Annotated in this window: 18 protein-coding genes; 6 read left to right on the top strand and 12 right to left on the bottom strand. The window is 71.6% G+C overall.

Going from position 1 to position 24,611, the window contains the following annotated elements; all coding sequences use genetic code 11:
• Window positions 1-160 precede the first annotated feature (160 nt).
• The 6 genes from AW273_RS14860 to lon form a co-directional block, all read right to left on the bottom strand.
• Window positions 161-1,558: a S1C family serine protease gene (locus AW273_RS14860; RefSeq protein ID WP_062348893.1), complete on the bottom strand. Its 1,398-nt coding sequence runs from the start codon at window positions 1,556-1,558 to the stop codon at window positions 161-163.
• Window positions 1,559-1,677: 119 nt separating this feature from the next.
• Window positions 1,678-3,180, bottom strand: coding sequence for an acyl-CoA synthetase (locus AW273_RS14865; protein WP_232327420.1), 1,503 nt, complete (start codon window positions 3,178-3,180; stop codon window positions 1,678-1,680).
• Between the two features lie 130 nt (window positions 3,181-3,310).
• Window positions 3,311-3,880, bottom strand: coding sequence for a hypothetical protein (locus tag AW273_RS14870; RefSeq protein ID WP_062348895.1), 570 nt, complete (start codon window positions 3,878-3,880; stop codon window positions 3,311-3,313).
• Window positions 3,881-3,981: 101 nt separating this feature from the next.
• Window positions 3,982-4,611, bottom strand: coding sequence for a DJ-1/PfpI family protein (locus tag AW273_RS14875; protein WP_062348896.1), 630 nt, complete (start codon window positions 4,609-4,611; stop codon window positions 3,982-3,984).
• A gap of 14 nt (window positions 4,612-4,625) precedes the next feature.
• A complete protein-coding gene (locus tag AW273_RS14880) occupies window positions 4,626-5,582 on the bottom strand; it encodes a GlxA family transcriptional regulator (protein WP_062348897.1) in 957 nt (318 codons plus the stop codon).
• 126 nt (window positions 5,583-5,708) lie between these two features.
• On the bottom strand, window positions 5,709-8,081 hold the full coding sequence (gene lon / locus AW273_RS14885; protein WP_062348898.1) for an endopeptidase La: 2,373 nt from the start codon (window positions 8,079-8,081) through the stop codon (window positions 5,709-5,711).
• 192 nt (window positions 8,082-8,273) lie between these two features.
• On the opposite strand from lon, the gene AW273_RS14890 reads away from it, so the two are divergent.
• Both AW273_RS14890 and AW273_RS14895 read left to right on the top strand, forming a co-directional pair.
• Window positions 8,274-8,915 (top strand): biliverdin-producing heme oxygenase, encoded by a 642-nt coding sequence (locus AW273_RS14890; protein WP_062348899.1) that lies wholly within the window; start codon window positions 8,274-8,276, stop codon window positions 8,913-8,915.
• Between the two features lies 1 nt (window position 8,916).
• The gene (locus AW273_RS14895) at window positions 8,917-9,516 is read left to right on the top strand and encodes a TetR/AcrR family transcriptional regulator (protein WP_062348900.1); all 600 of its coding nucleotides are present in this window, start codon (window positions 8,917-8,919) and stop codon (window positions 9,514-9,516) included.
• On the opposite strand, the gene AW273_RS14900 is transcribed toward AW273_RS14895, so the two are convergent.
• Together AW273_RS14900 and AW273_RS14905 are read right to left on the bottom strand one after the other, a co-directional pair.
• Window positions 9,513-10,679, bottom strand: coding sequence for a cytochrome P450 family protein (locus AW273_RS14900; protein ID WP_062348901.1), 1,167 nt, complete (start codon window positions 10,677-10,679; stop codon window positions 9,513-9,515). The genes AW273_RS14895 and AW273_RS14900 overlap by 4 nt on opposite strands.
• Window positions 10,680-10,681: 2 nt before the next feature.
• Entirely contained in the window at window positions 10,682-14,026 is a 3,345-nt protein-coding gene (locus AW273_RS14905) for a beta-L-arabinofuranosidase domain-containing protein (RefSeq protein ID WP_198168148.1), read from the bottom strand.
• 229 nt (window positions 14,027-14,255) lie between these two features.
• On the opposite strand from AW273_RS14905, the gene AW273_RS14910 reads away from it, so the two are divergent.
• Together AW273_RS14910 and AW273_RS37200 are read left to right on the top strand one after the other, a co-directional pair.
• Complete coding sequence (locus AW273_RS14910) at window positions 14,256-14,930, top strand: VOC family protein (RefSeq protein ID WP_062348903.1); 675 nt, start codon at window positions 14,256-14,258, stop codon at window positions 14,928-14,930.
• Between the two features lie 5 nt (window positions 14,931-14,935).
• On the top strand, window positions 14,936-15,169 hold the full coding sequence (locus tag AW273_RS37200; RefSeq protein WP_157555817.1) for a hypothetical protein: 234 nt from the start codon (window positions 14,936-14,938) through the stop codon (window positions 15,167-15,169).
• Here the strand turns inward: AW273_RS37200 and ctaD are convergent.
• Window positions 15,141-16,799, bottom strand: a complete 1,659-nt coding sequence (ctaD, locus tag AW273_RS14915; RefSeq protein WP_062348904.1) for an aa3-type cytochrome oxidase subunit I — start codon at window positions 16,797-16,799, stop codon at window positions 15,141-15,143. The two genes, AW273_RS37200 and ctaD, sit on opposite strands and share 29 nt — an antisense overlap.
• Before the next feature lie 347 nt (window positions 16,800-17,146).
• Between ctaD and AW273_RS14920 the strand changes: the two genes are divergently transcribed.
• Entirely contained in the window at window positions 17,147-17,743 is a 597-nt protein-coding gene (locus AW273_RS14920) for an SAM-dependent methyltransferase (protein WP_062348905.1), read from the top strand.
• Here AW273_RS14920 and AW273_RS14925 read toward each other — a convergent pair.
• Both AW273_RS14925 and AW273_RS14930 read right to left on the bottom strand, forming a co-directional pair.
• Window positions 17,736-18,803 carry a sensor histidine kinase gene (locus tag AW273_RS14925; protein ID WP_063909962.1) on the bottom strand — a complete coding sequence of 356 codons (1,068 nt, stop codon included), beginning with the start codon at window positions 18,801-18,803 and terminating at the stop codon, window positions 17,736-17,738. The two genes, AW273_RS14920 and AW273_RS14925, sit on opposite strands and share 8 nt — an antisense overlap.
• A complete protein-coding gene (locus tag AW273_RS14930; protein ID WP_062348907.1) occupies window positions 18,800-19,453 on the bottom strand; it encodes a response regulator transcription factor in 654 nt (217 codons plus the stop codon). The genes AW273_RS14925 and AW273_RS14930 overlap by 4 nt, the downstream gene beginning before the upstream one ends.
• Before the next feature lie 87 nt (window positions 19,454-19,540).
• Between AW273_RS14930 and AW273_RS14935 the strand changes: the two genes are divergently transcribed.
• On the top strand, window positions 19,541-20,875 hold the full coding sequence (locus AW273_RS14935) for a S41 family peptidase (RefSeq protein WP_062348908.1): 1,335 nt from the start codon (window positions 19,541-19,543) through the stop codon (window positions 20,873-20,875).
• A 21-nt stretch (window positions 20,876-20,896) separates the two neighbouring features.
• Here AW273_RS14935 and AW273_RS14940 read toward each other — a convergent pair whose 3' ends face one another.
• Window positions 20,897-24,604: an FHA domain-containing protein gene (locus AW273_RS14940; RefSeq protein ID WP_062348909.1), complete on the bottom strand. Its 3,708-nt coding sequence runs from the start codon at window positions 24,602-24,604 to the stop codon at window positions 20,897-20,899.
• Window positions 24,605-24,611 lie beyond the last annotated feature (7 nt).

Genomic DNA, 24,611 nt, shown 5'->3' on the forward strand with positions numbered 1-24,611 from the left:
CCGGGCGCGGCCGGTCGGCGCCGCTCACGGGGGCGGCCCCGGAGGCGGCGGGCGGGGCCGGGCGGGCGGAGCCGTAACGGAGAAAAGAGAAGACCGGCGGCGCCCCCAACCGCGAGGCGCCGCCGGTCCTTCCCTGTCCCCTACCCGAGAGATCTCCGCGTCAGCTCGTCGTCTTCTCCTCCAGAGTGATCGTCGCCGTGTTCGCCTGACCGTTCCGCACGTAGGTCACGGTCACCTTGGTCCCCGGCTGGTGGCCGCGGACGATGCCGACGACGGTCTCGCCCGCGTCCACGGGGGTGTCGTCGACCTTGGTGATGATGTCGCCCTGCTGCAGGCCCGCCTTGGCCGCGGGGCTGTTCGGCTCGACCGACGACACCAGGGCGCCGGCGGTGTCGCCGGTGGCGTCGCCGACGCTCACGCCCAGGTAGGCGTGGACGGCCTTGCCGGTCTTGATGAGCTGGTCGGCGACGTTCCGCGCGGTGTTGATCGGGATCGCGAAGCCGACGCCGATGTTGCCGTTGCCGCCGCCCGAGGTGGCGATCGCGGTGTTGATGCCGATGACCTGGCCGGCCGCGTTGACCAGGGCGCCGCCCGAGTTGCCGGGGTTGATCGCCGCGTCGGTCTGGACCATGCCGCCGATCGTCGTGGTCGGGTCGGCCTGCTGCTCCTGCTGGCCGAAGCCGCCGCCCCAGCCGGGGGGAAGCTGCTGGCCGCCGCCACCGCCACCGCCGCCGGAGGTGACGGTGCGGTCGAGGGCCGAGACGATGCCCGAGGTGACCGAGCCCTCCAGTCCGAGGGGGCTGCCGATCGCCAGGACGGAGTCGCCCACCTGGAGGGCGTCGCTGTCGCCGAGCGAGGCGGCCGTGAGGCCGGAGACGCCGGTGGCGCGGATGACCGCGATGTCGGTCGTCGGGTCGGTGCCCACGAGGGTGGCGGGGATGGTCCGGCCGTCGCTGAACTTGACCGCCATCTGGGCGTTCTGCCCGGCGCCGGCGACCACGTGGTTGTTGGTGAGGATCAGTCCGTCGGCCGAGAGGATCACGCCGGAGCCCTCGCCCTGTCCCTGCTGCGAGGTCACGGTGATCATGACGACCGAGGGCTGCACGGCCTTGGCGACCGCCGCGATCGTGCCCTTCGCGGGCATCGCCGCCGAGCCGTTGCCCTGCGCGTTCACCACCGGGCTGGCCAGCACCGGGGTGCCGTCGTCGTTCATCGCGTTGGTGATGAGGGCCCCTGCGACCCCACCGCCCACCGCCACACAGGCTAGGGCGAGGATCGAGACGCCCCGCTTCCAGGCCCGCCCGTCGGACCGCTGCCGGGGAGGCTCCGGCGGGACCGGCGGCAGGCCGTAGACGGCGGTGTCGCCGACCGGGCTCGCGCCGACGTGTCCCTGGATGGGGCCCGGCTGGTGCGGAGGCGGGGGCGGCGCGAAGCTCGGGGCGGACTGCTCGCCCCGGTAGTCGCCGTACTGCGGGGCCCGCCGGCCGAACTGGCTCCAGCCGCGCCCCTCCAGGACCTCGGTGGTCCCCTGTTCGTTCTCCCGCTCGTCAGCGCTCATCTCTGCCATCCCCTTACCGAATCCCGGCTCCTTCGGGCCGGTGGTTCTAAGATGGCAAACCGCCGATAAGGCCGGCTTAAGCGATCACCCCGCTGACCTGGCGAAACCGAACATCCACCTTATTTGTGCTGCTCCGGCCAGTATTCGTCGCGCAAAATTCGTTTGTACAACTTGCCGGTGGGGTGCCGGGGCAGCTCCGTGCGGAAGTCGACCGACCTCGGGCACTTGTAGTGGGCCAGCCGTTCCCGGCAGTACACGATCAGCTCCGCCTCCAGCTCCGGCCCGGCCGACGCGGGGTCGGCGGGCTCCACGACGGCCTTGACCTGTTCGCCCATCTCCTCGTCGGGCACCCCGAAGACGGCCACGTCGGCGACCTTCGGATGGACGGCCAGCAGGTTCTCCACCTCCTGCGGATAGATGTTCACCCCGCCCGAGATGATCATGTAAGAGCTGCGGTCGGTCAGGTAGAGGAAGCCCTCCTCGTCGAGATGGCCGATGTCCCCGAGCGTCGACCAGCCCCGCCCCTTCGGGTCGTGCGCGGCGGCGGTCTTCTCCGGGTCGCCGTGGTAGACGAACGTCGGCCCGCCGGACAGATAGACGACGCCGGTCTCCCCCGGGCCCAGTTCCTCGCCCTGGGGGTCGAGGATGTGCGGCACGCCGAGCAGCGGCCGTCCGACGGTGCCCTTGTGGGTGAGCCAGTCGTGCGGGCCGGCGTAGACGAAGCCGTTGCCCTCGGTGCCCGCGTAGTACTCGTGGATGATCGGGCCCCACCACTCCATCATCCGCTCCTTGACCGGCACCGGGCAGGGGGCGGCGGCGTGGATGGCGTACGCGAGCGTGGACAGGTCGTATCGGGACCGGGTCTCGGCCGGGAGCTTCAGCAGCTTGATGAAGTGGGTCGGCACCCACTGGGAGTGGGTGACGCCGTGCTTCTCGATGGCGGCGAGCGCCTGTTCGGGGTCGAAGCGCTCCATGACGACGACCGTGGCGCCGAAACGCTGGAAGGTGAGCGAGTAGCGCAGCGGGGCGGCGTGGTAGAGCGGCGCGGGTGACAGGTAGACGCTGTCGGCCGTGGGGGCGAACAGGAAGCCGATCAGGTTCATCAGCGGGCCGGGCACGTCGAGCGGCTGGCCGGTCCAGTTGGGCTTGACGCCCTTCGGCCGCCCGGTGGTGCCCGAGGAGTAGAGCATGTCCATGCCCTGCACCTCGTCGGCCACGGGGGTGACGGGCATGGGGGCGACCGCGGTTTCGTACGAGAGGAAGCCGGGCACCGTGCCGTCGAGCATGAGCCGGAGCGGCGGGCCGGTCACCGCGGCGGCCGTCTCGGCGCACGCCGCCGAGCTGACGAACGCCTTCGCCCCGCAGTTCTCCACGATGTAGGTCAGCTCGCCCGCCTGGAGCCGCGAGCTGATCGCCGTGTAGAGCAGCCCGGACCGGTGCGCCGCCCAGGCGACCGCGAGGAAGAGCGGATGGTTCTCCAGCATGAACGCGATGTGGTCGCCGGGCCGCAGCCCGGCCTCGCGCAGCAGGTGGGCGAGGCGGTTGGACTCCTCGTCGAGTTCCCGGTAGGTGACCACCCGGCCGGAACCGGCCATGATCACGGCGGGTTTGTCAGGGCTCACTGCGGCGACGGCACCCGGATACATGACCGAACATTACTCGGTGATCGTCGGGCGGGAAAGGAAACGGCCCGCGCCGGGATTGGCGCGGGCCGTTCAGCAGACCGCTCAGTCCACCGTTCGGGGGTGCCGGTCAGGCGGCTTCGTAGACCGGCGACCAGGGGCCGTAGAAGCCCTTGGGACCGAAGAAGTTGCCGCGGGAGACCTGGACGTCGATGGTGTTCACGTCGGTGGCGCCGAACCCGAACCAGTCACCGCCCTTGTCGCAGTTGCGGAACTTCTTGAAGGAGGTGTGGCCGTCGAAGTCCTCGATCTTGAAGACGGCCCAGGCGCACTCGTACTTCTTGTCGCCCCACCACTTGTGGTTGGTGAGCTCGCCCTTGACCGAGACCTTGGTGTAGTCGACCCACTTCCAGGACCACTTCTTGTCCCACTTCCAGCCGACGATCTTGCACTTCTTCTCGCCGTGCTTCCACCAGCACTTCTTGATGGGCTTCTTGAACTTCTCCCAGTACCAGACCTTCTTCTTCTCGTGGTCGAGGACGTACTTGCCCTCGGCCTCGGCCTTGTGGTCGGCGGAGAAGTAGGGGCCCCAGTCTCCGACGAAGGGGGAGGCACTGGCGGCCGTCGGCGCGACCACGGCGCCGGTGATGAGGGCGGCCGCGACGCCGCCGCTCACCAGGAGCTTCTTGATGAATCGCATTTCGGATTCCTCTCGGGACGAGGAGTTTGACAGGTAAAGGAATAAACCGTCCCGATAGCGGGTCAGTAGCGACCGGCTTGAAGCTCGCTTTAAAACGCAGGTCACACCACGCGGATGAAACTCAGCGCACGTTCCCGCAGCTCAGGAGAGGCGGTCGCGGCCGAGCCCGAAGTGAAGGGTGGGGCGGGGTCATACTCGATGGCCAGTTGCACGGCCCTGGCGGTGTCCTCGTCACGCAGGAGGGCGAGCAGGGTCAGCGCCATGTCGACGCCGGCCGACACCCCGGCGGCGGTGACGACCTTCCCCTGCGTGACGACGCGCCCGGCGGCCGGGACGGCGCCGAAGGCCGCGAGCTGATCGTGGAAGCCCCAGTGGGTGGTGGCCGGGAGGCCGTCGAGGACCCCGGCGTGGGCGAGGAGGAAGGCGCCGCTGCACACCGAGGCCGTCCACGCCGAGGTGCGGTGGGCCGACCGGATCCACTCGATCAGGCGGCGGTCGCCGAGCGCCCCGACGGTGCCCGGACCACCCGGGACGAGGACCACGTCGGGGTCGGGCAGGTCGTCGTAGGTCGCGGTCGCGGTGATCGACAGGCTGTCGCGGTCGTCGACGACCGGGCCCGGCTCACCCGCCACGAAGGCGACGGTGACGCCGGGCGCGAAGGCCATGACGGTGTAGGGGCCGACCGCGTCGAGGGCGGTGAAGCCGGGGTAGAGGGGGATGGCGATGCGCACTCAGTGCTCCCTGTCTAATGGTCCTTGTCTCGGAACCGGCGCCGGTAGTCGCCGGGGGAAACACGCAGGTGCCGGCGGAACACCCGGTAGAGGCTCCCGGGCAGGCCGAGGCCGGTCCGCCGGGCGACGACGTCGAGGGGTTCGTCGGTGGTCTCCAGCAGCCGCCGGGCGGCGCCGGTGCGGGCGATCTCGACGTACCGGCCGGGGGGCATGCCGGTCTCGTCGGTGAAGACCCGGGAGAAGTGCCGTTCGCTCAGGTTCATCCGGCGGGCCAGCGCCGGGACGCTGAGGTCCTCCTCCGGGTGCTCGTCGATCCAGGTCTGCAGCTCCTTCAGGGGCTCACTTCTCGGTACGGCCTGGATCGGCGCCGAGAACTGCGACTGCCCGCCGGGCCGGTGGAGGTAGACGACCAGCCCCCGGGCGACCTCGCGCGCGACGCGGTGGCCGTGGTCGTCGGCGACCATCGCCAGCGCGAGGTCGATCCCGGCGGTCACCCCGGCGGAGGTCCAGACGTCGCCGCTCCTGACGTAGATCGCGTCGGCGTCGGTCTCGACGGCCGGGTAGCGCCGGCTCAGCTCCCCGGCCGACAACCAGTGGGTGGTGGCCCGCCCGCCGTCGAGCAGCCCGGCCTCGGCGAGCAGGAACGCCCCCGTGCAGACCGATCCGGTCCGCCGGGCCCCCGCCGCCAGCCGGCGCACCCCCGCCACCAGGCGAGCGTCGCGCAGGTGGTCGTCGACGGTCGGCCCGCCCGCGACCAGCAGCGTGTCGATCGGCCCGGCGACCTCGTCGATCGGGGTCTCCACCAGCGTGGCCAGCCCGTTCGACGACCGGACCGGCCCCGCCGCGACGGCGGTCACCTCCAGCGTGTACGCCGCCCTCCGGGACACCAGCCCGGCGGTGGCGAACACGTCGGCCGGACCGGCCAGATCCAGGTGCTGGAACCCTTCGGTGATGACGCAGACGACCCGCATGCCCCCATCCTGCGAGTCGCCGCCCGGCGGCCGCAACGACACGAACCTTGCAGATCAGGACATGACCGGGACATGACGAAGGGGGCCTCCCCTGTCCCGGGAGACCCCCTTCGCGCTCGGAGGAGACTACGCGGCCGCCGACTGCCCCACCGTCGCCGGGGTCAGCGCGATCTCCAGGACCTCACGCACGTCGCCGACGGCGTGGACCTCGAGATCGGCCAGCACCTCGGCCGGGACGTCGTCGAGATCGGGCTCGTTGCGGGCCGGGATCAGGACGGTCGTGATGCCCGCCCGGTGGGCGGCCAGCAGCTTCTGCTTGACGCCGCCGATCGGGAGGACCCGGCCGGTCAGCGACACCTCACCGGTCATCGCCACGTCATTGCGCACCGGACGCCCGCTGAGCAGCGAGGCCAGCGCGGTCGTCATGGTGACGCCGGCCGAGGGGCCGTCCTTCGGCACCGCGCCCGCCGGGACGTGGATGTGGACCTGGCGGTCCTTCAGCGACCCGACCGGCAGCTCCAGCTCCGCGCCGCGCGAGCGCAGGTAGGACAGCGCGATCTGGGCCGACTCCTTCATCACGTCACCGAGCTGACCGGTCAGGGTCACCCCGGTCGAGCCGGTCTCGGGGTCGGCCAGCGACGCCTCGACGTAGAGGACGTCACCGCCCGCGCCGGTCACCGCCAGGCCCGTCGAGACGCCGGGCACCGAGGTGCGCTGGCGCGACTCGGGCAGCGACGACTCGGGCACGTGGCGCGGCCGGCCGAGGTAGCCGACCAGGTCGGCGTCGGAGACGGTCAGCGGCAGCGCCCTGTCGCCGAGCGAGACCGCCGCGGCGACCTTGCGCAGCACCCGCGCGACCGCCCGCTCCAGGGAGCGCACGCCCGCCTCGCGGGTGTACTCCCCCGCGATGCGGCGCAGCGCCCCGTCGTCGATCGTGACCTCGTCGGGGGTCAGGCCCGCCTTCTCGAGCTGCCGGGGCAGCAGGTGGTCGCGGGCGATGACGACCTTCTCGTCCTCGGTGTAGCCGTCGAGGGTGACCACGTCCATGCGGTCGAGCAGCGGGCCGGGGATCTGCTCCAGGGCGTTGGCCGTGGCCAGGAACAGCACGTCGGACAGGTCGAGCTCGACCTCGAGGTAGTGGTCGCGGAAGGTGTGGTTCTGCGCCGGGTCGAGGACTTCGAGCAGCGCCGCCGTCGGGTCGCCCCGGTAGTCGGCGCCGACCTTGTCGACCTCGTCGAGCAGGACGACCGGGTTCATCGAGCCGGCCTCGCGGATCGCCCGGACGACGCGGCCGGGCAGCGCGCCGACGTAGGTGCGCCGGTGGCCGCGGATCTCCGCCTCGTCGCGGATGCCGCCCAGCGCGACCCGGACGAACTTGCGGCCCATGGCGCGGGCCACCGACTCGCCGAGCGAGGTCTTGCCGACTCCGGGAGGGCCGGCCAGCGCGAGCACCGCGCCGGACCGCCGCCCGCCGACGACGCCGAGCCCCTGGTCGGCGCGGCGCTTGCGGACCGCGAGGTATTCGATGATCCGGTCCTTCACGTCCTCCAGGCCGGTGTGGTCGGCGTCGAGGATCGCGCGGGCGCCGGCGATGTCGTATTCGTCTTCGGTGCGGGTGTTCCACGGCAGGTCGAGGACGGTGTCGAGCCAGGTGCGGATCCAGCCGGTCTCGGGCGACTGGTCGGAGGTGCGCTCCAGCTTGTCGACCTCCTTGAGGGCCGCCTCGCGCACCTTCTCGGGCAGGTCGGCCGCCTCGACCCGGGCCCGGTAGTCCTCCTCCTCGGTCTCGGGGTCGCCGTTCAGCTCGGCCAGCTCCTTGCGGACCGCCGCGAGCTGCTGGCGGAGCAGGAACTCCCGCTGCTGCTTCTCCATGCCCTCCTGGACGTCCTTGCGGATCGTCTCGGCGACGTCGACCTCGGCGAGGTGGTCGCGGGCCCAGCCGACGAGCTTCTCCAGCCGCTCGCCCGCGTCGGGGGTCTCCAGGAGCAGCAGCTTCTGGGCGGTCGACAACCAGGGCGCGTAGCCGGAGCTGTCGGCCAGCACGGAGGCGTCGTCGATGCCGTTGACCTGGTCGACGACCTGCCAGGCGCCGCGCTTCTGCAGGATCGTGGTGGTGAGCGCCTTGTATTCCTTCATCAGGGAGCTGACCTTGGCGTCGGGCTCGCCGGCGGCCTTGGCCACGAGGGTGGCCTCGACCCACAGGGCCGCGCCGGGGCCGGTCGTGCCGGTGCCCACGCGGGCGCGCGAGACGCCCCGCACCACCGCGGCGGGCTCGCCTCCGGGCAGCCTGCCCACCTGCTCGACCACGGCGGTGACGCCGACCGCCCCGTAGTGCCCGTCGATGCGGGGCACCAGGAGGACCTGCGGCTTCTTCGCGCCGGTGGCCTGGGCGGCCTCGATCGCCGCGCGCACCTCGGAGTCGGACAGATCGAGGGGGACGACCATGCCGGGCAGGACGACCTCGTCGTCCAGCGGCAGGACGGGAAGGATCTCAGTCATGCGTGCTCCTCAGGCTTGAGTTATATGCGCTCAACTAAGGCGAGTCCCATGATGTTCCCAAGCTTGCGTGCGTTCGCTGAGAGCGATCGTAATTCTGTAATCACGTTTAACGACAGGCTGTCATCAACCTGTTGACGATCGCGGCGAAGGTTTGTGACACTTCGTCATGAACGACACTCTGAGGAGCCTGCGATGGGTTTTGCCGAGGTCCTGCGGACCGCGACCTGGACCGACCACGAGTCCGCGGAGGACGACAACTACCTGAAGAACCTGATGGCAGGACGGCTCAGTCCCGAGGCCTACGGCGAGATGGTCGCCCAGCACTACTTCGCCTATGTGGCCCTCGACGGCGCGTCCAGGCGGCTGGCCGGCGATCCCGTCGCCGGGGCCTTCGTCTTCCCCGAGCTCTACCGGGAGGAGGCGCTCGTCCGCGACCTCACGGCCATCTACGGCGACGACTGGGCCGCGCGGGTCGCCCCCAGCAAGCCGACCCAGACGCTCGTCGCCCGGATCAACCAGGTTTCTGACTGGCCGGGCGGATATGTGGCGCACCACTACACTCGTTACCTCGGCGACCTGTCCGGCGGGCAGTTCATCCGGCTGGAACTGCAGAAGATCTACGGCTACGGCAAGGGGGGCGGGGTGGACTTCTACCACTTCGACATCGGCAGCCTCCCCCGCTTCAAGGACGAATACCGGCGCCGCCTCGACGCCCTCGGCGAGAGCCTCGACGAGGCCGGTCGCCAGCGGATCATCCGGGAGACCCGGCTCGCCTACCAGCTCAACACCGAGGTGCTCGGCGACCTGGGCCGGGTGGCCACGGTGGCGGCCTGACGTGCCGCGCATCTCGGCCGCCACGATCGGCGAGCACCGCGCCCAGACCCAGGAGAAGATCCTGGAGGCCATCGCGCGGCTGGCCCGCAGGCAGGGCATCGACGCGATCTCGATGACCGAGCTGGCGGCCGAGGCGGGCATCACCCGGACCGTCCTCTACAACTACTTCCCCGACAAGACGGCGCTGCTGCTGGCCTTCACCGAGCGGGTGACCCACTACTTCGTCGAGAGCTACGCCCGCGGCCTGCCCGCCGACGCCTCGCCGTCGGTCCGGCTGCGGGCGTTCGTGCGGCTCCAGCTCACCGGCCTGGTCGCCCACCCCCACCCGGGGGCCGCCGACCTGTCGGCCACCCTCGGGCCCGATGCCTACCAGCGGCTGGCCGCCCACGTCGCGCCGATGCAGGCCATCCTGCGGGAGATCATCCAGAGCGGCGTCGACTCCGGCGAGTTCCGCACCTCCGACGTCGAGGCCGCCGCGCGGGCGGTGCTGGCGGTGCTCGGGTCGGAGCGCATCCCGCTGACCGAGGGCGGCCGGACCCTGGAGGAGGCCGAGGAGTTCGTCTCCGCCTTCTGCCTGCGCGCCCTCGGGCCGGGAGACTAGAGGCTCAGCGGCATGCCTCCGTGGTGCAGGCGGAAGTCGTCCACCTCGGCGGGATCGACCGCCAGGCGCAGCGTGCCGAGCTCGCGGGCGACGCGGTCGAACATGATCCGGGCCTCCAGGCGGCCCAGCGCCGCGCCCAGGCAGAAGTGCACGCCGTGCCCGAAGGCGATGTGCCGGCCGGCGTCGGGCCGGTGGACGTCGAACACGTCGGGATCGGCGAACACCTCCGGGTCGCGGTTGGCGCCCCACAACGACAGGGCCACCCGCTCGTACGCCGGGATGACGCCACCGGCCAGGTCGAGGTCGCGGAAGGCGAATCGGGGCGGGACGATCTCGACCGGGCCGCGGAAGCGCAGCGTCTCCTCCACGACCGCGCCCGCCAGCGACGGGTCCGCCCGCAGGTCCCGCCACTGGTCCGGATGCGTGAGCAGCAGCCGCACCCCGTTGACGATGACGTCGACCGTGGTCTCCTGACCGGCGATGAGCAGCAGTTGCACCATCGCGACCAGTTCGTCGCGGTCGAGCGCGTCGCCGCCGGCCTCCAGGGCGACGAGCTCGGAGATCAGGTCGTCGGCCGGGGCCTTCCGGCGGAGGGCGGCCAGGTCGTCGACGTAGGCGGCGAACGCCAGCGTGGCCGAGCCGTCCCAGTCGGAGGCCGACACGATGGTCGCCGACCAGGCCCGGAACATCCCCCGGTCCTCCTCGGGCACCCCGACGAGCTGGGCGATCACGTTGACCGGCAGCGGGTCGGCCAGGTCGGCCACGCCGTCGAAGGAGCCCAGCTCCCGCGCGCGGGCGACCAGCCCGTCGGCGACCTCGGCGATCCACGGCTCCAGACGTGCCACCATCCGGGCCGTGAACGCCCGGCTGACCAGCCCGCGCAGGCGGGTGTGGTCGGGCGGGTCGAGGGAGATGAGCTGGCGGGCCGCGATCCGCTCGGCCTCCGTTTCCCCGTGCGTGTGCCAGGGGAGCCGGTGGCCGATCTCCGGGTGCCGCAGTCCTTCGAGCACGTCGGCGTGCCGGGCCACCACCCAGAACCGGTTCCCCCCGGGGTCGATCTGCGGGACGGGCCGGCCCGCGGCCCGCACGCGCGCGTAGAACGTGTGCGGGTCGCGGCGGGTGGCGGGCTCCCAGAGCTCCGAGAGCCCGAACTCGGTGGTCATCCTTACTTGGCCGCGTACTGCTTGACGATCTCGGTCGTGACCTCGTCGCCGCCGACCGTGCCGGTCAGGGTGACCGTGACCTCGCCCGCGGGCAGGGCCGCGGCGCGGACCGCGAACTGCTGGAACGCGGACTTGCCGGGGGCCACGCCGGCGAACGACTTCGAGCCGTAGGCCGTCTCGATCACGACGTCGACGGGGGCGTCGTGGTCGTTCACCACGCGGACGGCCAGGTAGGCCGAGCCGCCGATGAACCGGGCCTCGGGGGTGACCGTGGCCGGGAGCTCCGCCTCGGGCGCGAGCTCGGCGCGGGCGCTGTCGGCGGCGGCCACGATCGCGGCCTTCTGCTCGGCGGTCAGCAGCCCCGCCGTCACGAACGCGTCGGCGGTGGAGTTCACCTTGGCCATGAACGCGGCGTGCGTCGCGAACGGGGCCTGGTCCCAGAGCACGTCCAGGAAGGTCAGGCCGTCGGTGCCGGGCGAGACGACGCCGGTGACCGGCACGTCGTAGTTCGGCAGGCCGTCGTCGCGCTTCACGTTGGGCACGCCCGAGTCCACGCCGCCGAAGACGATCTTCGGTTCGACCCGGCGGAAGTAGGCCGAGTGGGCCTGGGTGTCGCCGACGTACCAGGGGCGGAGGTTGAAGCCGCCCGTGGTGAACAGCGGGTCGCCGGCCGCGTTGACGCCGTTCGCCGTGATGGCCGCGCGCGAGTAGTCGCCGTCGCGCTTGAGGTGGCGGTAGAGCGTCAGCTCGCGGTAGGCGCCGCCGCCGGGGTTGCCGAGGATCGGCATGAGCAGCGGGCCCCACATGATCGACTGGGTGTCGGGGCGGTCGATGGCACGCTCGATCCGGATGCTGAACGGCATCGAGATCTCGATCGTGTCGCCGGTGTGCCAGGTGCGGCTCAGGGTCAGGTAGGTGCCCGGGGTCGGGGTCTCCAGCGACTGGAGCACGCCGTTGATCTTCACCTGGTAGCCGCTGACGGCCCACTTGGGCACCCGCAGCCGGATGTCGAACTGCCCGCCGCCGGCGATCGTGAGCTTGGTGCCGGCCTGGCGCGGGAAGTTCGTCTCCTGGGTCAGGGTGACGTTCTTCTCCGACCAGGTCACCGTCGAGGGCAGGAACTGGTTGACCCAGATGGCCGAGCCGTCGGCCGACTTGAAGTAGGTCGCCTCCTGGTACTTGGTGTGGATCTCCAGGCCGGTGCCGCCGCAGCAGGTGCCGGTGTTGCCGTAGGACTTGCCCGCGCCGGGGGTCAGCGGCTGGAAGTAGGTGACCTGCGGGTTGGCCGTGCCGGCCGAGTCGGCCCGCGAGCCGGCGAGCTGGTTGAACAGGGCCCGCTCGTAGTAGTCCATGTAGGCCGGGTCCTGCGTGTGGAAGAACAGGTTCCGGGCCAGCTTGGCCACGTTGTAGATCGAGCACGTCTCGGCGCCGCCCTGGGCGATCGCGTTGGCGATGTTGTCCCGGTTCTGGAACATCTCGATGTTGTTGTTGGAGCCCGGGTAGTTACCGCCGAGGCCGCCGTGGGAGAACATGCGGTGCGGCACCAGCATGCCGAAGAAGTTCTCGGCGGCCTTGAGGTAGTCGTCGCCGCCGCCCTGCTCGAAGATCCGCATGTAGCCCGAGAAGCCGGGCACGTGCTGGTTGACGTGCAGGCGGGCCGGGCGCCTGCGGCCGTAGGCGAGCGGGTTGGTGACCGTGAGGATGTCGCGGTTCTCGACGGTCGCGCCGAAGAGGGACTCGCGGTTGTCGAAGAACTTGGCCGTCTCCAGGTGCTTGGGGTCGCCGGTCAGCGCGTGGATCTCGGCGAACACCTCGTTGGCGCCGCCCAGCTCGCCGGCGATGTAGGTGTCCCACATCAGGTTGAGGTTGTCGCGGGTGATGGGGCCCGTGTAGTTCGGGTGGTTCTTGTCGCCGGTGCTCAGGGCGTTGTGCGCCCAGTCGGCCATCTTGACGGCGATGTCGCGGGCCTTGGTGTTGCCGGTCAGCGTGTACGCGTCCAGCAGGCCCCTGACGATCTTGTGCTGCGTGTACCACGGCGCCCACACGTTGGTGGCGGCGTTGCCGCCGTACTGGGCGTAGCGGGGCGGGCCGACGCGGATGACGGCGTCCTCCGGGATGGCGCCCAGGTAGCCGGCGTAGACGGGCTTCCAGAGCGCGCCGCCCGACTGCGGGATGGCGACGATGCCGGCGGGACGGTTGTTGGGCGAGGAGTCGAGCGCGGAGGCGCCGTCGGTCTCGTCGAACCGGTACCAGGCGATGTTGCCGCCGCCCGTGGTGCCGGCGGCCGAGGTCTGGAGGGAGGTGATCTCGGCGGCGCTCAGGGCGCGGTCGAAGATGTGGAACTCGTCGACGCTCGCGTTGAGCATCGCGTCCCCGTAGGCCGAGCGGCCGATCCAGACGTTGCCCGGGACCCCGAGGCTGGTCGGGTTGAGCGTCATGTTCGGGTTGGTGCCGGCGACGGCGCCGTTGACGTACAGGGTGCCGACGGTGCCCGAGAGGGTGACGGCCAGGTGCACCCACTGGCCGGTCGGGATCGCGGTGGTCCCGTTGATCTGCTGCTCGCCGCCGCTGCCCGTGGTGGTGATGGCGAACCGGGGCGGGTTGCCGGTGACGCCGGCGCGGGCGGTGAGGAACATGTTGACCGCGGTGCTCTGGCCGAAGTCGAAGACCCGGCTCCAGTTCTGCGCGGCGGCGAGGTTGACCCAGGTCGCGATCGTGAAGTTGGTGAGCTGGGACACCGCCTCCTGGGGCAGTTTGACGTGCTCGGCGTTGCTGCCGCCGTTGAGCTTCAGGGCGTTGCCGAACTTCCCGGCCACCCGGCCGATGGGCAGCGCCTCCGGCTCCTCCGGGTCTCCGGGGGCGGTCAGGCGGGCGGTGATGGCGTCCTGGCAGGCGCCGAGTTCGTTGACCATCCAGTCGAGCTTGGTCTTGTAGACCGCCTCGCCCTGGTCGGCGTAGGCCTGGGCCAGGGCGCTCATGTAGTGACCGGCCCAGTGGCCGCTCAGCAGGCCGCCGTCCTCCCAGCCGCCGGGTGCGGTCACGCCCGCGGGGTTCGGCCGGCCGGCCTGGTTGTTGAACAGGAAGAGGAAACGGCGCTCGTCGAACGCCTGCAGGAACGCCTTCATCCGGTCGCGCTTCTCCTGCAGCAACCCGGTCTTCAGGCTGATCTCGTGCAGCCAGAACGGCCTGACCGGGGTGTTGCTCCCGGCGCCGACATAGGGGATACCGGCCAGGGACTCGGTGACGTTCGCGGTCGCGGCCTGGGCCGTGCCCGCCTGAACGCCGTTGGTCGTCGCGGCTAAGGCCACCCCGATGGCCGACGTCCGCACGAAGGTGCGGCGGCTCATTCCTGACTTCTCGGATGCCGTCATGGCCTTCCCTTCACTTGCAAGGCTCGACCCTCGATTGTTAGCGCTAACACCGCCAGAACACCGCTCAGCCGAGGGGATTTCTCTTGAGATTGTTAGCGTTCACACAAAGAAGGCACCAGAGCGGCGTGTTCAACCGTTACCGATGCGTTACAGACGTGGGAAATCCAGTGGAACCGCCACATTCCACGCGGCTAGCGTCAACCGGATGACCCCTCAGCTCGCCGCGCTCTCCATCGACGCGCACGACCCACCCGCGCTCGCCCGGTTCTGGGGCGAGTTCCTCGGCTGGCAGGCGGACGGCGCCACCACGCTGCTGCCCGCCGACGATACCGGCTTCCGCCTGCGGTTCCTCCCGACGCGGGAGCCGAAGACCCGGGAGAACCCGATGCACTTCGACCTCACCAGCGACTCGGACGACGGGCAGCGGGCGACCGTGGCCAGGGCGCTCGCCCTGGGGGCCCGGCACATCGACGTCGGGCAGCTCCCCGAGGAGGAGCACGTCGTGCTCGCCGACCCCGAGGGCAACGAGTTCTGCGTCATCGAGGCGGGCAACACGTTCCTCGCCGAGTGCGGGTTCATCGGGGCGCTCGCGTGCGACGGGTCGCAGGCGGTCGGCTACTTCTGGAGCGCGGCCCTGGGCTGGCCCCTGGTGTGGGACCAGAACGAGGAGACCGCGATCCGGTCGCCGCACGGCGGCCCGAAGATCACCTGGGGCGGCCCGCCGCTGCCGGTCAAGACCGGGAGGAACCGGCTGCACTTCGACATCGCCCAGGTGGAGATCGACCGGCTGGTCGCCCTCGGGGCGACCCGGCTCGGCGCCGCCGGTGACCGGGTGCTCATGGCCGACCCCGACGGCAACGAGTTCTGCGTGCTCGGCTGATCACGATGGACCATGACCGCCGCCGCGCCCATCAGCACGGCGGCCAGGATCGTGGCCAGCACGATCAGGGTCATCTCGGTCCGGCTCACCTCCCACTGGAAGCGCCCCCGGGCCATCTCGGCGCAGGTGGCGTTCAGCCGGTCGATGCGCGCCGCGAAGGCGCGGTCCTGCTCGCGGAGATGGCGGGCCATCTCCGCGAGGACACGGTCGTCATCCACTGGGGATCCCGCGTCTGGTGACATGGGGATACTTGAGGTCGAACGCCGGCCGCTCCGACCTGATGGGCGGGATGCGGTGGAAGTTGTGGCGGGGCGGCGGGCACGACGTCGTCCACTCCAGGCTGTTGCCGAAGCCCCAGGGGTCGTCGACCTCGACCCTCGGCGCGTACTTGGCGGTGTACCAGACGTTGAACAGGAACGGCAGCGTCGAGATCCCGAGGATGAGCGCGCCCACCGAGGAGACCACGTTCAGGGTGGTGAAGCCGTCGACGGGGCTGTAGTCGGCGTACCGTCTCGGCATGCCGGAGATGCCCAGCCAGTGCTGCACCAGGAACGTGGTGTGGAAGCCGATGAACAGCGGCCAGAAGTGCCAGCGGCCGAGCCGGAAGTCGAGCATCCGGCCGGTCCACTTGGGCCACCAGAAGTAGAAGCCGCCGAACATGGCGAACACGACCGTGCCGAACAGCACGTAGTGGAAGTGGGCCACCACGAAGTAGGAGTCGTGGGCCTGGAAGTCGAGCGGCGGGCTGGCCAGGATGACGCCGGTGATCCCGCCGAACAGGAAGGTCACCAGGAAGCCGACCGCGAACAACATCGGCGGCTCGAACGACAGGTGGCCGCGCCACATGGTGCCGATCCAGTTGAAGAACTTCACCCCGGTCGGCACGGCGATCAGGAACGACATGAACGAGAAGAACGGCAGCAGCACCCGCCCGGTGGCGAACATGTGGTGCGCCCAGACGGTGACCGACAGGCCGGTGATCGAGATGGTCGCGCCGACCAGTCCGACGTAGCCGAACAGCGGTTTGCGGCTGAAGACCGGGATGATCTCGGTGACGATGCCGAAGAACGGCAGCGCCACGATGTAGACCTCGGGGTGCCCGAAGAACCAGAACAGGTGCTGCCACAACATCGCGCCGCCGACCTCGGCGTCGAAGACGTGCGCGCCCAGCCGCCGGTCGGCCTCCAGCACCAGCAGCGCCGCCGCCAGCACCGGGAAGGCGATCAGCACGAGCACGCTGGTCAGCAGGATGTTCCAGGTGAAGATCGGCATCCGGAACATGGTCATGCCGGGCGCCCGCATGGTGATGATCGTGGTGATGAAGTTGACCGCGCCGAGGATCGTGCCGAGCCCCGACAACACCAGGCCCATGATCCACAGGTCCCCGCCCATCTCGGGGCTGAACGGCCCGGTCGACAGCGGCGTGTAGCCCGTCCAGCCGAACGACGGGGCGCCCCCGGCGTTGAAGAGGCTCGCGGTCACCCCCAGCCCGCCGAACAGGAACAACCAGAAGCTGACCGCGTTCAGCCGCGGGAAGGCCACGTCGGGCGCGCCGATCTGGAGCGGCATCACGACGTTGGCGAACCCGGCGAACAGCGGGGTGGCGAACAGCAGCAGCATCAGCGTGCCGTGCAGCGTGAAGAGCTGGTTGTACCGCTCGTTGGAGACGATCTGCAGGCCCGGATGGGCCAGTTCGGCACGGATGAGCAGCGCCATGATCCCGGCGACCAGGAAGAAGAAGAACGCGGAGATCAGGTACATGTAACCGATCACCTTGTGGTCGGTCGTGGTCAGCCACGACACGACGACCGTGCCCTTGCCCCGTTTGACGGGAGCGAGCGGAGAGGTGATCGGCTCTTGGACGGCCATGGGCAGCGCACCTGTCTGTCATGCGGGACAGCCCGCTCCGGACGATGAATGGCACGCTGATTCGGCCGACGTGAAAATACCCGGCGGCGCGGCGCGCATAACTTGTCCACCTTTTTGCCACCACTCGGATTTAACGTTGAAAAGAGATTTCCACACGTCCGCGACATAGCTCGGGTGAACCCGGGTAAGCCGAGACAATCGCCGATTCGAGTAATCGAGGAGCGCGGATGCTGGCTTTTTATGATCACCAGGAGTCGGAATTCTACGGGCTCTGCGTGGCGGAGCTCCTCACTCGCCGACCTGCGATGAGACACGTTCACGAATTCGGCGCCGGCTCGGGGCGGGCCATGGTGAGCGCCATTCAGCGCATCGATTTCCAGGGCCGGATGAGCGGCTACGAACTCGACGAGAGGTCCGCCGCGTCCGCCCGCGAGCTGATCCACCGGAGCGGCCTGTCCGGGCGTTACGACGTCCGGCACGGCGATTTCTTCGCCGCTCTGCGGCCCGGCGAGAAACTCCGGTGCGTGGTCGCCAACCCGCCCTATCTTCCCCATCCGCGGGAGCGGCCGGCCTTTCCGCACCTGTCGGGCGGCCATTCGGGCGCGGGCATCAGCAAACGCATCCTGTCGTCCGGGTTCGACACGGTGCTCCTGATGATCTCGTCGTACGCCGACCCCTGTTCGGTGCTGGCGCACGCCCGCGCGTGCGGGTACACGCTGACGAGCTGGATGGTGCTGCCCCTGCGGATGGGCGAGTTCTCCCGCCGGCCGCACGTCCGGCGCCGGATCGACGCCATGTCGCGGGCCGGCACCGCCTTCGTGGCCGGGGAGAGGTACCTGCTGGCCGGCGGGGTCTGGGACCGGACCGGCTCCGGCGACCAGTCGGCCGTGTTGTCGCGGGTGATGTCGCGGTTCGGGGCGGCCGGCCGGCGGCCGGTCAGCTGACCGCCGGGAACCGGGCGACCAGTTCCAGCCCGCCTCCCGGGTTGGCACGCGCCTCCATCCGCGCGCCGTGGGCGCGGGCGATGGCGGCGGCGATCGACAGGCCCAGGCCGGCGCCCTGCGTCCGGGTCGTGCCGATGCGCCGGAACGGGGCGAACAGGTCGCCGAACCGCTCGGGCGGCACGTGGGGGCCGGTGTTGACCACCCGCAGCACGCCTCCCGTCAGGGTGATCTCCGCGGTGCCCCCGGGCACGTTGTGGCGGACCGCGTTGCCCGCGAGGTTGGTCACCAGGCGGTGCAGCAGCGTCCGGTCGCCGAGCACCGTGCAGGGCCCGGCCGTCACGGTCACGGTCACGTCGCCGTGGTCGAGTTCGGCCACGGCGAGGCGGACCACCTCCGACAACTCGACCTCCTCCGGCGTCTCGATCCCGTGCTCGGCCTGGGCGAGCACCAGCAGGGCGTCGATGAGGCGCTCGCTGCGCCGGTTGGCGGCCAGCAGCTTGCCCTTGACCGGGCCGACGTCGTCGGGGAGGCCGATCTCGATCGCGGCGCGCTGCACGGCCAGCGGCGTGCGCAGCTCGTGGGAGGCGGTGGCGATGAAGCGGCGCTGCCCCTCGACCGAGCGCTCCAGCCGGGCCAGCATCTCGTCGAAGGTGTCGGCGAGCTCGCGCAGCTCGTCGTGCGGGCCGGTCAGCGCGATGCGCTCGTGCAGGTTCGACAACGACAGGCGGCGGGCCGTCGCGGTGATGCGGTGGACCGGCCGCAGCATGCGCCCGGCGAAGAACCAGCCGACGGCCAGCGACACCAGGGTCATCACGGCGATGGCCACGCCGGCCACCTCCCACTGGTAGGTGACGACCTCCTCCATCAGCCTCGGCCGCAGCACCGGCTCGGGCGGCCGGGTGAGCACCCCGCCCGCGACGGGGGCGGGCGGCGCCGGGGGTCGCGTCTCCAGCCGGAGCCGGTGGTGCAGCGACAGGTTGACGCTCGCCAGCAGCACCGCGGCCGTCACCAGGAACAGCCCCGTGTAGGTGAGCGCCAGGCGGACGCGGATCGTCCTCACAACACGTATCCCGCTCCGGGCACCGTCCGGATGCACGGCGGGTCGCCGAGTTTGCCGCGCAACCGGCTGACGACGACCCGCACGACCGTCGTGAACGGGTCGGCGTGCTCGTCCCAGGCCAGCTCCAGCAGGCGTTCGGCGCTGACGACGGCGCCGTCGGCGCGCAGCAGCGCCTCCAGAACGGCGAACTCCTTCAGCGACAGGTGCAGGTGCCGCCCGTCCCTGGCGGCCTGCACCCGCCGGGTGTCGAGCACGATCCCGTGGCGGGTGAGCACGGGCGGCACCGGTTCGCGGCTGCGCCGCCCCAGCGCCCGCACCCGGGCCACCAGTTCGGCGTAGTCGAAGGGTTTGCACAGGTAGTCGTCGGCGCCCAGCCCCAGGCCCGCCACCCGCTCGGGCACCGAGGCCGCCGCCGTCAGCATCAGGATGCGGGTGCGGCCGCCGCGTCCGGCCAGGTCGCGGCAGAGGTCGTCGCCGTGCACGTCGGGCAGGTCGCGGTCGAGGACGACCACGTCGTAGTCGTGCACGCCGAGGCGTTCGGCCGCGGCGGCGCCGTCGTAGACGACGTCGGCGGCCATCGCATGGCGGCGCAGCCCCTCGCCGACGAGGTCGGCCAGGTCGCGCTCGTCCTCCACCACCAAGACTCGCATGACCCGTTCCTACCGGCTCCGGGGTTACAGCGGCGTTAGCGTCCGCGTTCACCCCCGCGCAACGCCGGGTCCGCGACATTCGGCCCCATGACCAAGCTGCTGGCCGCGGCGGCCCTCGCCGCCCTCCTGACCGTGCCCCTCGCCCCCGCCGCTCCGGCGGCGGCCGCCGCCCCTCCGGCGTGCGCCCGCATGACGGGACCACCCCCCGCCTCTCCTCCCCCGACGTCGGTGGACACGCTCGGGCAGGCGTTCTTCTGCGTGCTCGACCACTACTACGCCGGGCCCGGCCTGCGCACCCAGGATCTGCTGAGGGACGCGTTCGCCGCGTACACGCGGAACCTGCAGCGGCGCGGCGCCGACGTCGCCGGGCTGCGGCTGCCCGCGCTGACCGGGGACCGCGACGCCGACTGGGCCGCCGCGGCCGCCGCGCTCGGCACGGGCGACCCGGTGGCGCTGCGCGCCGCCGTCGACGGCATGGTCGCCGGGCTGCGCGACAACCACGCCCGGCACCACGTGCCCGAACCGCCGCGCGAGGGCGGCCCCGTGGGGACCGGCATCGTGGGCGCGTCGGGGATCGGCGGGGCGGGAATCGACCCGGCGGCCCGGCCGCCGTTCTTCATCACCGACGTCGTCGACGACAGCCCGGCCGACCGGGCCGGGGTCCGGCCCGGCGACATCGTGCAGGCGATCGACGGGGTGCCCGTCTGGGTCGGCGGCACGCTGAACCCGCTGCTGGTCGAGCAGGTGCGGCAACCGTCGTTCACGATGACCCTGAAGCGGCCCACGACCGGCCGGGTGCGCACGGTCAGGCTCACCGAGGGCCCGCTGACGCCTCGGGCGCGCACCCTGCGGGTCAGGGACGTCTCCGGGGTCCGGTACGTGCGGCTCCCCGGCTTCTACGACGGCGCCGCCGACCAGGTGATCGCGGCGCTGCGCGGCGGGCCCAAGAAGGTCGTCCTCGACCTGCGCGGCAACGGCGGCGGCTCCCCCAGAGAGGTCGTCAGGCTGCTCGGCGCGTTCGCCCACGGCAAGGTCACCAGCTACTTCTGCGCCTACGACGGCTCGTGCACGCCCAACCGGACCGACGACGGCGTGCCCCTGCTCGGGGCCCGGCTGGTCGTCCTCACCGACCGGCGGTGCGCGTCGGCGTGTGAGGACTTCAGCGCGGCGGCCCAGGGCAACGGGATCGCCCCCACCGTGGGCACCCGCACGGCGGGCGCCGTCTCGGGGCCGGCCTCCGCGTGGTCGCTCGGCGACGGCAGCGTGCTCGCGATGCCGTCGGTGCGCCATCTCGGCCCCGGAAAGGAGATCATCGACACGGTCGGCGTCCCGGCCGACCACCACGCCCCCATGACGGCCCTGGATCTGGCGACCGGCCGCGACCCCGCCCTGCGCAAGGCGCTGTCCCTGCTGACCGGCTGAGGCCGGCCGGGATGCCGGTTCTCAGACGGGGAGAGGGCCGCCGTGGCCGGGGATGCCCCGGTCGGGCGGGATGACGTCGTCGGCGGCGTCGCCGGGGGTGACGCCCTGGGCGCGGGTCAGGTCGGCCAGCCGCCGGTGGTAGGCCGCGACCGCGCCGAGGGCCTCGCCGACCGCGTTCAGCAACGTGGCGCCCGCCCGCTCCACGACGTCGGCCTCATGGGTCTCGAACGCCCGCAGGCCCTCCAGGATCGCGGCCTTCAGGTCGCGGAGCAGGCGGACGTCGTGGTGGGCGTAGGCGCGGCACAACGTCGCGACGCGCGTGAAGTCGAGGTCCCTGACGGCCGACACCGTGGTCCTGACCAGCGTGGTCTCCGGCCGGGCCGTCAGGGCCGCCAGGTCGGCGTCGTAGGAGCGGATGTCCAGGTGCGGGTCGCAGAACCCGGCGGTGAGCTGCCACAGGGTGCGCAGGTCGTCGCCGAGCAGCCCGTCGAGGTAGCTGACCAGGAAACGCCGGTGGGCCTCGACGGCGAACTGCGCCTTGAACGGCGTCAGCTCGGCCGGGTCCTCGCCCGCGGTGGCCGCCATGGTGGTGAAGGCGTAGTCGGCGGTCAGCGCGTTCTCCATGCCGACCAGGAGGTAGACGAACCGGACCCAGGTCCGGAACAGCTCCTCCAGCGGCAGCGCGCGCAGCCCCTCCTCGGTGAGCACCACGCCCCACTTCGCGCCGAACTCCAGCCGGCGCAGGTGGCCGATCTGGTACATGGCGAGCTGCGCGTCGATCTCGGCGTGCGCGTGGTGCAGGATCTTCCGGTACGCCGCCGTCGCGTCGAGCCCGACGTGGTTGCGGACGATGTGCGGCCCGCCGATGTGCAGGTGCAGGAACTCGCCGACGTCGAAGACGGCCCCGCCGATCGCCATCCAGTAGCCCGCCTCGGCGGTGGTGTGCCGGGCCAGCTCCGACACGTCGAAGCGGGGGCCCTGCTGCGCGTGGCCCAGGTAGGTGGTGAAGACGTCCTGGCTCAGCCGCCCGTCGGCCGTCAGCCGCCGGAGGAACTCGCGGCCGTCGCCGGGCACGATCTCCGCGAGCGCGTCGAGCACGGCGACGGCGAACCGCGCGCTGCCGCACACGTAGACGTGGGCGCCCCGTTCGAGCAGCGCCCAGAGGTCGTCGGCCTCGGCGCGGATCACGTCGTCGACCCGGCGGCGTCGCCCGGCCCCGACGACGTGGCGCGCGCCGTCGAAGGTGACGCCGGCGTCGGCGCGGGAGAACGCGACCGACAGGCGCAGCCGGCCCTCGGCCGCCGCGGTCTCCAGATCAGGGTGGTGGACGAACTCTCCCGGCGACCGGATCCCCAGGTAGAGCCGGTTCTCCCCCGGTCCGGTGCGGGCGGCGGCGAACCCGAGGAAGGGCGCGATGCCCGAACCGGCGGCGAACATCACGACGGGCCGGCCGGGATCGGCGGGCAGCCGGAACCTCGGCGTCGGCACGATCCGCAGCGACAGGTGGCCGCGGCCCTCCTGGGCCGCGCGGCGCAGGAAGTGGGAGGCCGTGCCGCGCCGTTCGCGGGGGTAGGACCACGGGGTCCGGGCGGAGGTGTAGCCGAGCCCGGCGACCACGAGCCGCAACGTGGTGGCCGCCTCGCCGGGGGGCGGGGCCGAGGCGATCGAATAGAGGCGGAACGGCTCGGGCGGGACCACCCGGCAGAACGCGTCCTTCTCCCGCAGGTCGGCCTTCCACAGGCGGGTGACGTCGTAGCCGCCCGCGTACAGCAGGTTCAGGACGTCCCAGAGCTCCCACTGGTCTTCCATGCGGGCGTCCACGATCCGCTGCCAGGCGCCGACGGCCGTGCGCCGGATCAGCCGCTTGGCCACCTCGCGGCCGACGGGGCGCAGGCGGGCGAAGCGCAGCAGGGTGCGGAGGGGGAGCACGTCGACCTCGCCGAACCCGGCCCGGCCGGCCACCGCCGTCCGCCACTCGGGGGTGAGCGGCACCAGTTCGTCGCCGGTCGCCTGTAACGCGGCGACGGTGCGGCGCACGAGGTCGTCGTCGTTCTCGGCCAGCACGCCGACCCGGTCGCCCGGCAGGTGGTGCACGCCCTGCCCGGTGACGTCGATGTCGAGGTAGCACGTCCAGGCACCGGACTCCCCGGTGACGACGCGGCCCCGGCGGGCGGTCCCGAACACCACCGGCGCGCCCACCGGAGGGCGGCGCTCCTCCCGGACGGTGGCGAGTTCGCCGTCGACCTTGTCCCAGGTCCGGTCCTTGAACAGGCCGGTGAACCGGGCCCCGGTGGTCACCTGGCGGCCGACCTTGAAGGCGACCTCCAGGAAGCCGTACGCCTTGACGCGGTGCAGCCCCATCCAGCCGCGGTCGCCCACGTAGGCGTCGAGCATGGCGTTGTAGACGCCGCGCAGGGTGCTGTCGCGGGTGTCCTCGACGTACTGGCGCACCGACACCTCGCGGAGCGCGGCCACCAGCTCCCGCCAGTGGCGGGGGAAGAAGCCGGCCAGGTAGGTGCTCTGCCGCCCGACCATCGAGCCGTATTCGCGGCGTTCGAGGAACGCGTCGATCGCGTGGACCTGCGGCTGGGCGGTGCCGCTCGGGCTGGGCGCGCCGTCGAAGATCGGCACGCCGGCCGTGCCGACCGTCTTGGCCCAGAGCACCTGGTCGAGCGGGCTGCGGCCCCGGGGGTTGGGGTCGATCTGCGGGTAGACGACCTGGGTGACGTACCGGAGCCGGTCGAGGATGACCAGGAGGGAACGCTCCAGGGCGGCCGGGTCGTCGGCGACGACGGCCTCCTGTGCCTCGACCATGGCGCCCAGCACGGGCGTGAGCCCCATCGCGAACTCGGTGGTGACCAGGTAGAAGACACGCTCGGCCGCGTTGTCCCAGGTCGGCACGAGCAGGTCCATGTTGTCGAGCACGCGCGGCCCGGCCGGGTCGCGCAGCCGCCAGTTGTAGAAGAACAGGTCGATGTACGACACGGCGGGCGTCTTCTTGCCCAGCCGCCGCGAGACCGTCGTCCAGGGCCGCAGCAGCGAGTCGGGCAGCGCCTTCGGCGGGTCGACGGCCATGTACTGGTAGGCGTGCGCGAACACCCCGAGCATCGTCGAGGCGCGCAGCAGGTAGCGGTCGGGCAGCGCGTCGGGCCGGGCGTCGAGCACCGGCATCGCGTCGAAGGCCCGCCGCAGCGTCAGCCGGCGGAACAGCTCGGGCAACCGGGTGGTCATCTCGTCCCAGGCCCGGTGGGACTCGGGGAAGGACAGCAGCGGCGGCTCGGCGGGGAGGAACCCGTGGGCGAAGGACAGGAACCCGTCGAGTTCGTGCCCGGCCCGCCGGTTGAACGCCTCGGCCGCCTCCACCACCCGGCGGGCGGCGACCCGGGGCGGTCCGACCGGGCGCACCATGGTGAGCTGGCCGGCGTCGAGGGTGGTCGTCCGGTCGGGGTCGATGAACGCCCACGTCAGCTCGTAGCGGCCGATGCGGACGCGGTCGCCCGTGCCGAGCACGTGCCGGGTGATCCGCACGTCGTTGACGAAGGTCCCGTTGGAGCTGCCGAGGTCGGTGAGCACGACCCGGCCGCCGTCGGATTCGAGGCGCGCGTGCCGCCGCGAGACGGCGCCGTCGTCGAGCACCACGGCCGCCGCGCCGGCGTCGCGGCCGAGGATGACCGGAAGGGTGCACACCCGCTGGCTGGTCGCCCGGGTGTGCCGGTCGGTGAGGGTCAACCGCAGC

The organism is Herbidospora yilanensis (assembly GCF_001570565.1).
Lineage (GTDB): Bacteria > Actinomycetota > Actinomycetes > Streptosporangiales > Streptosporangiaceae > Herbidospora > Herbidospora yilanensis.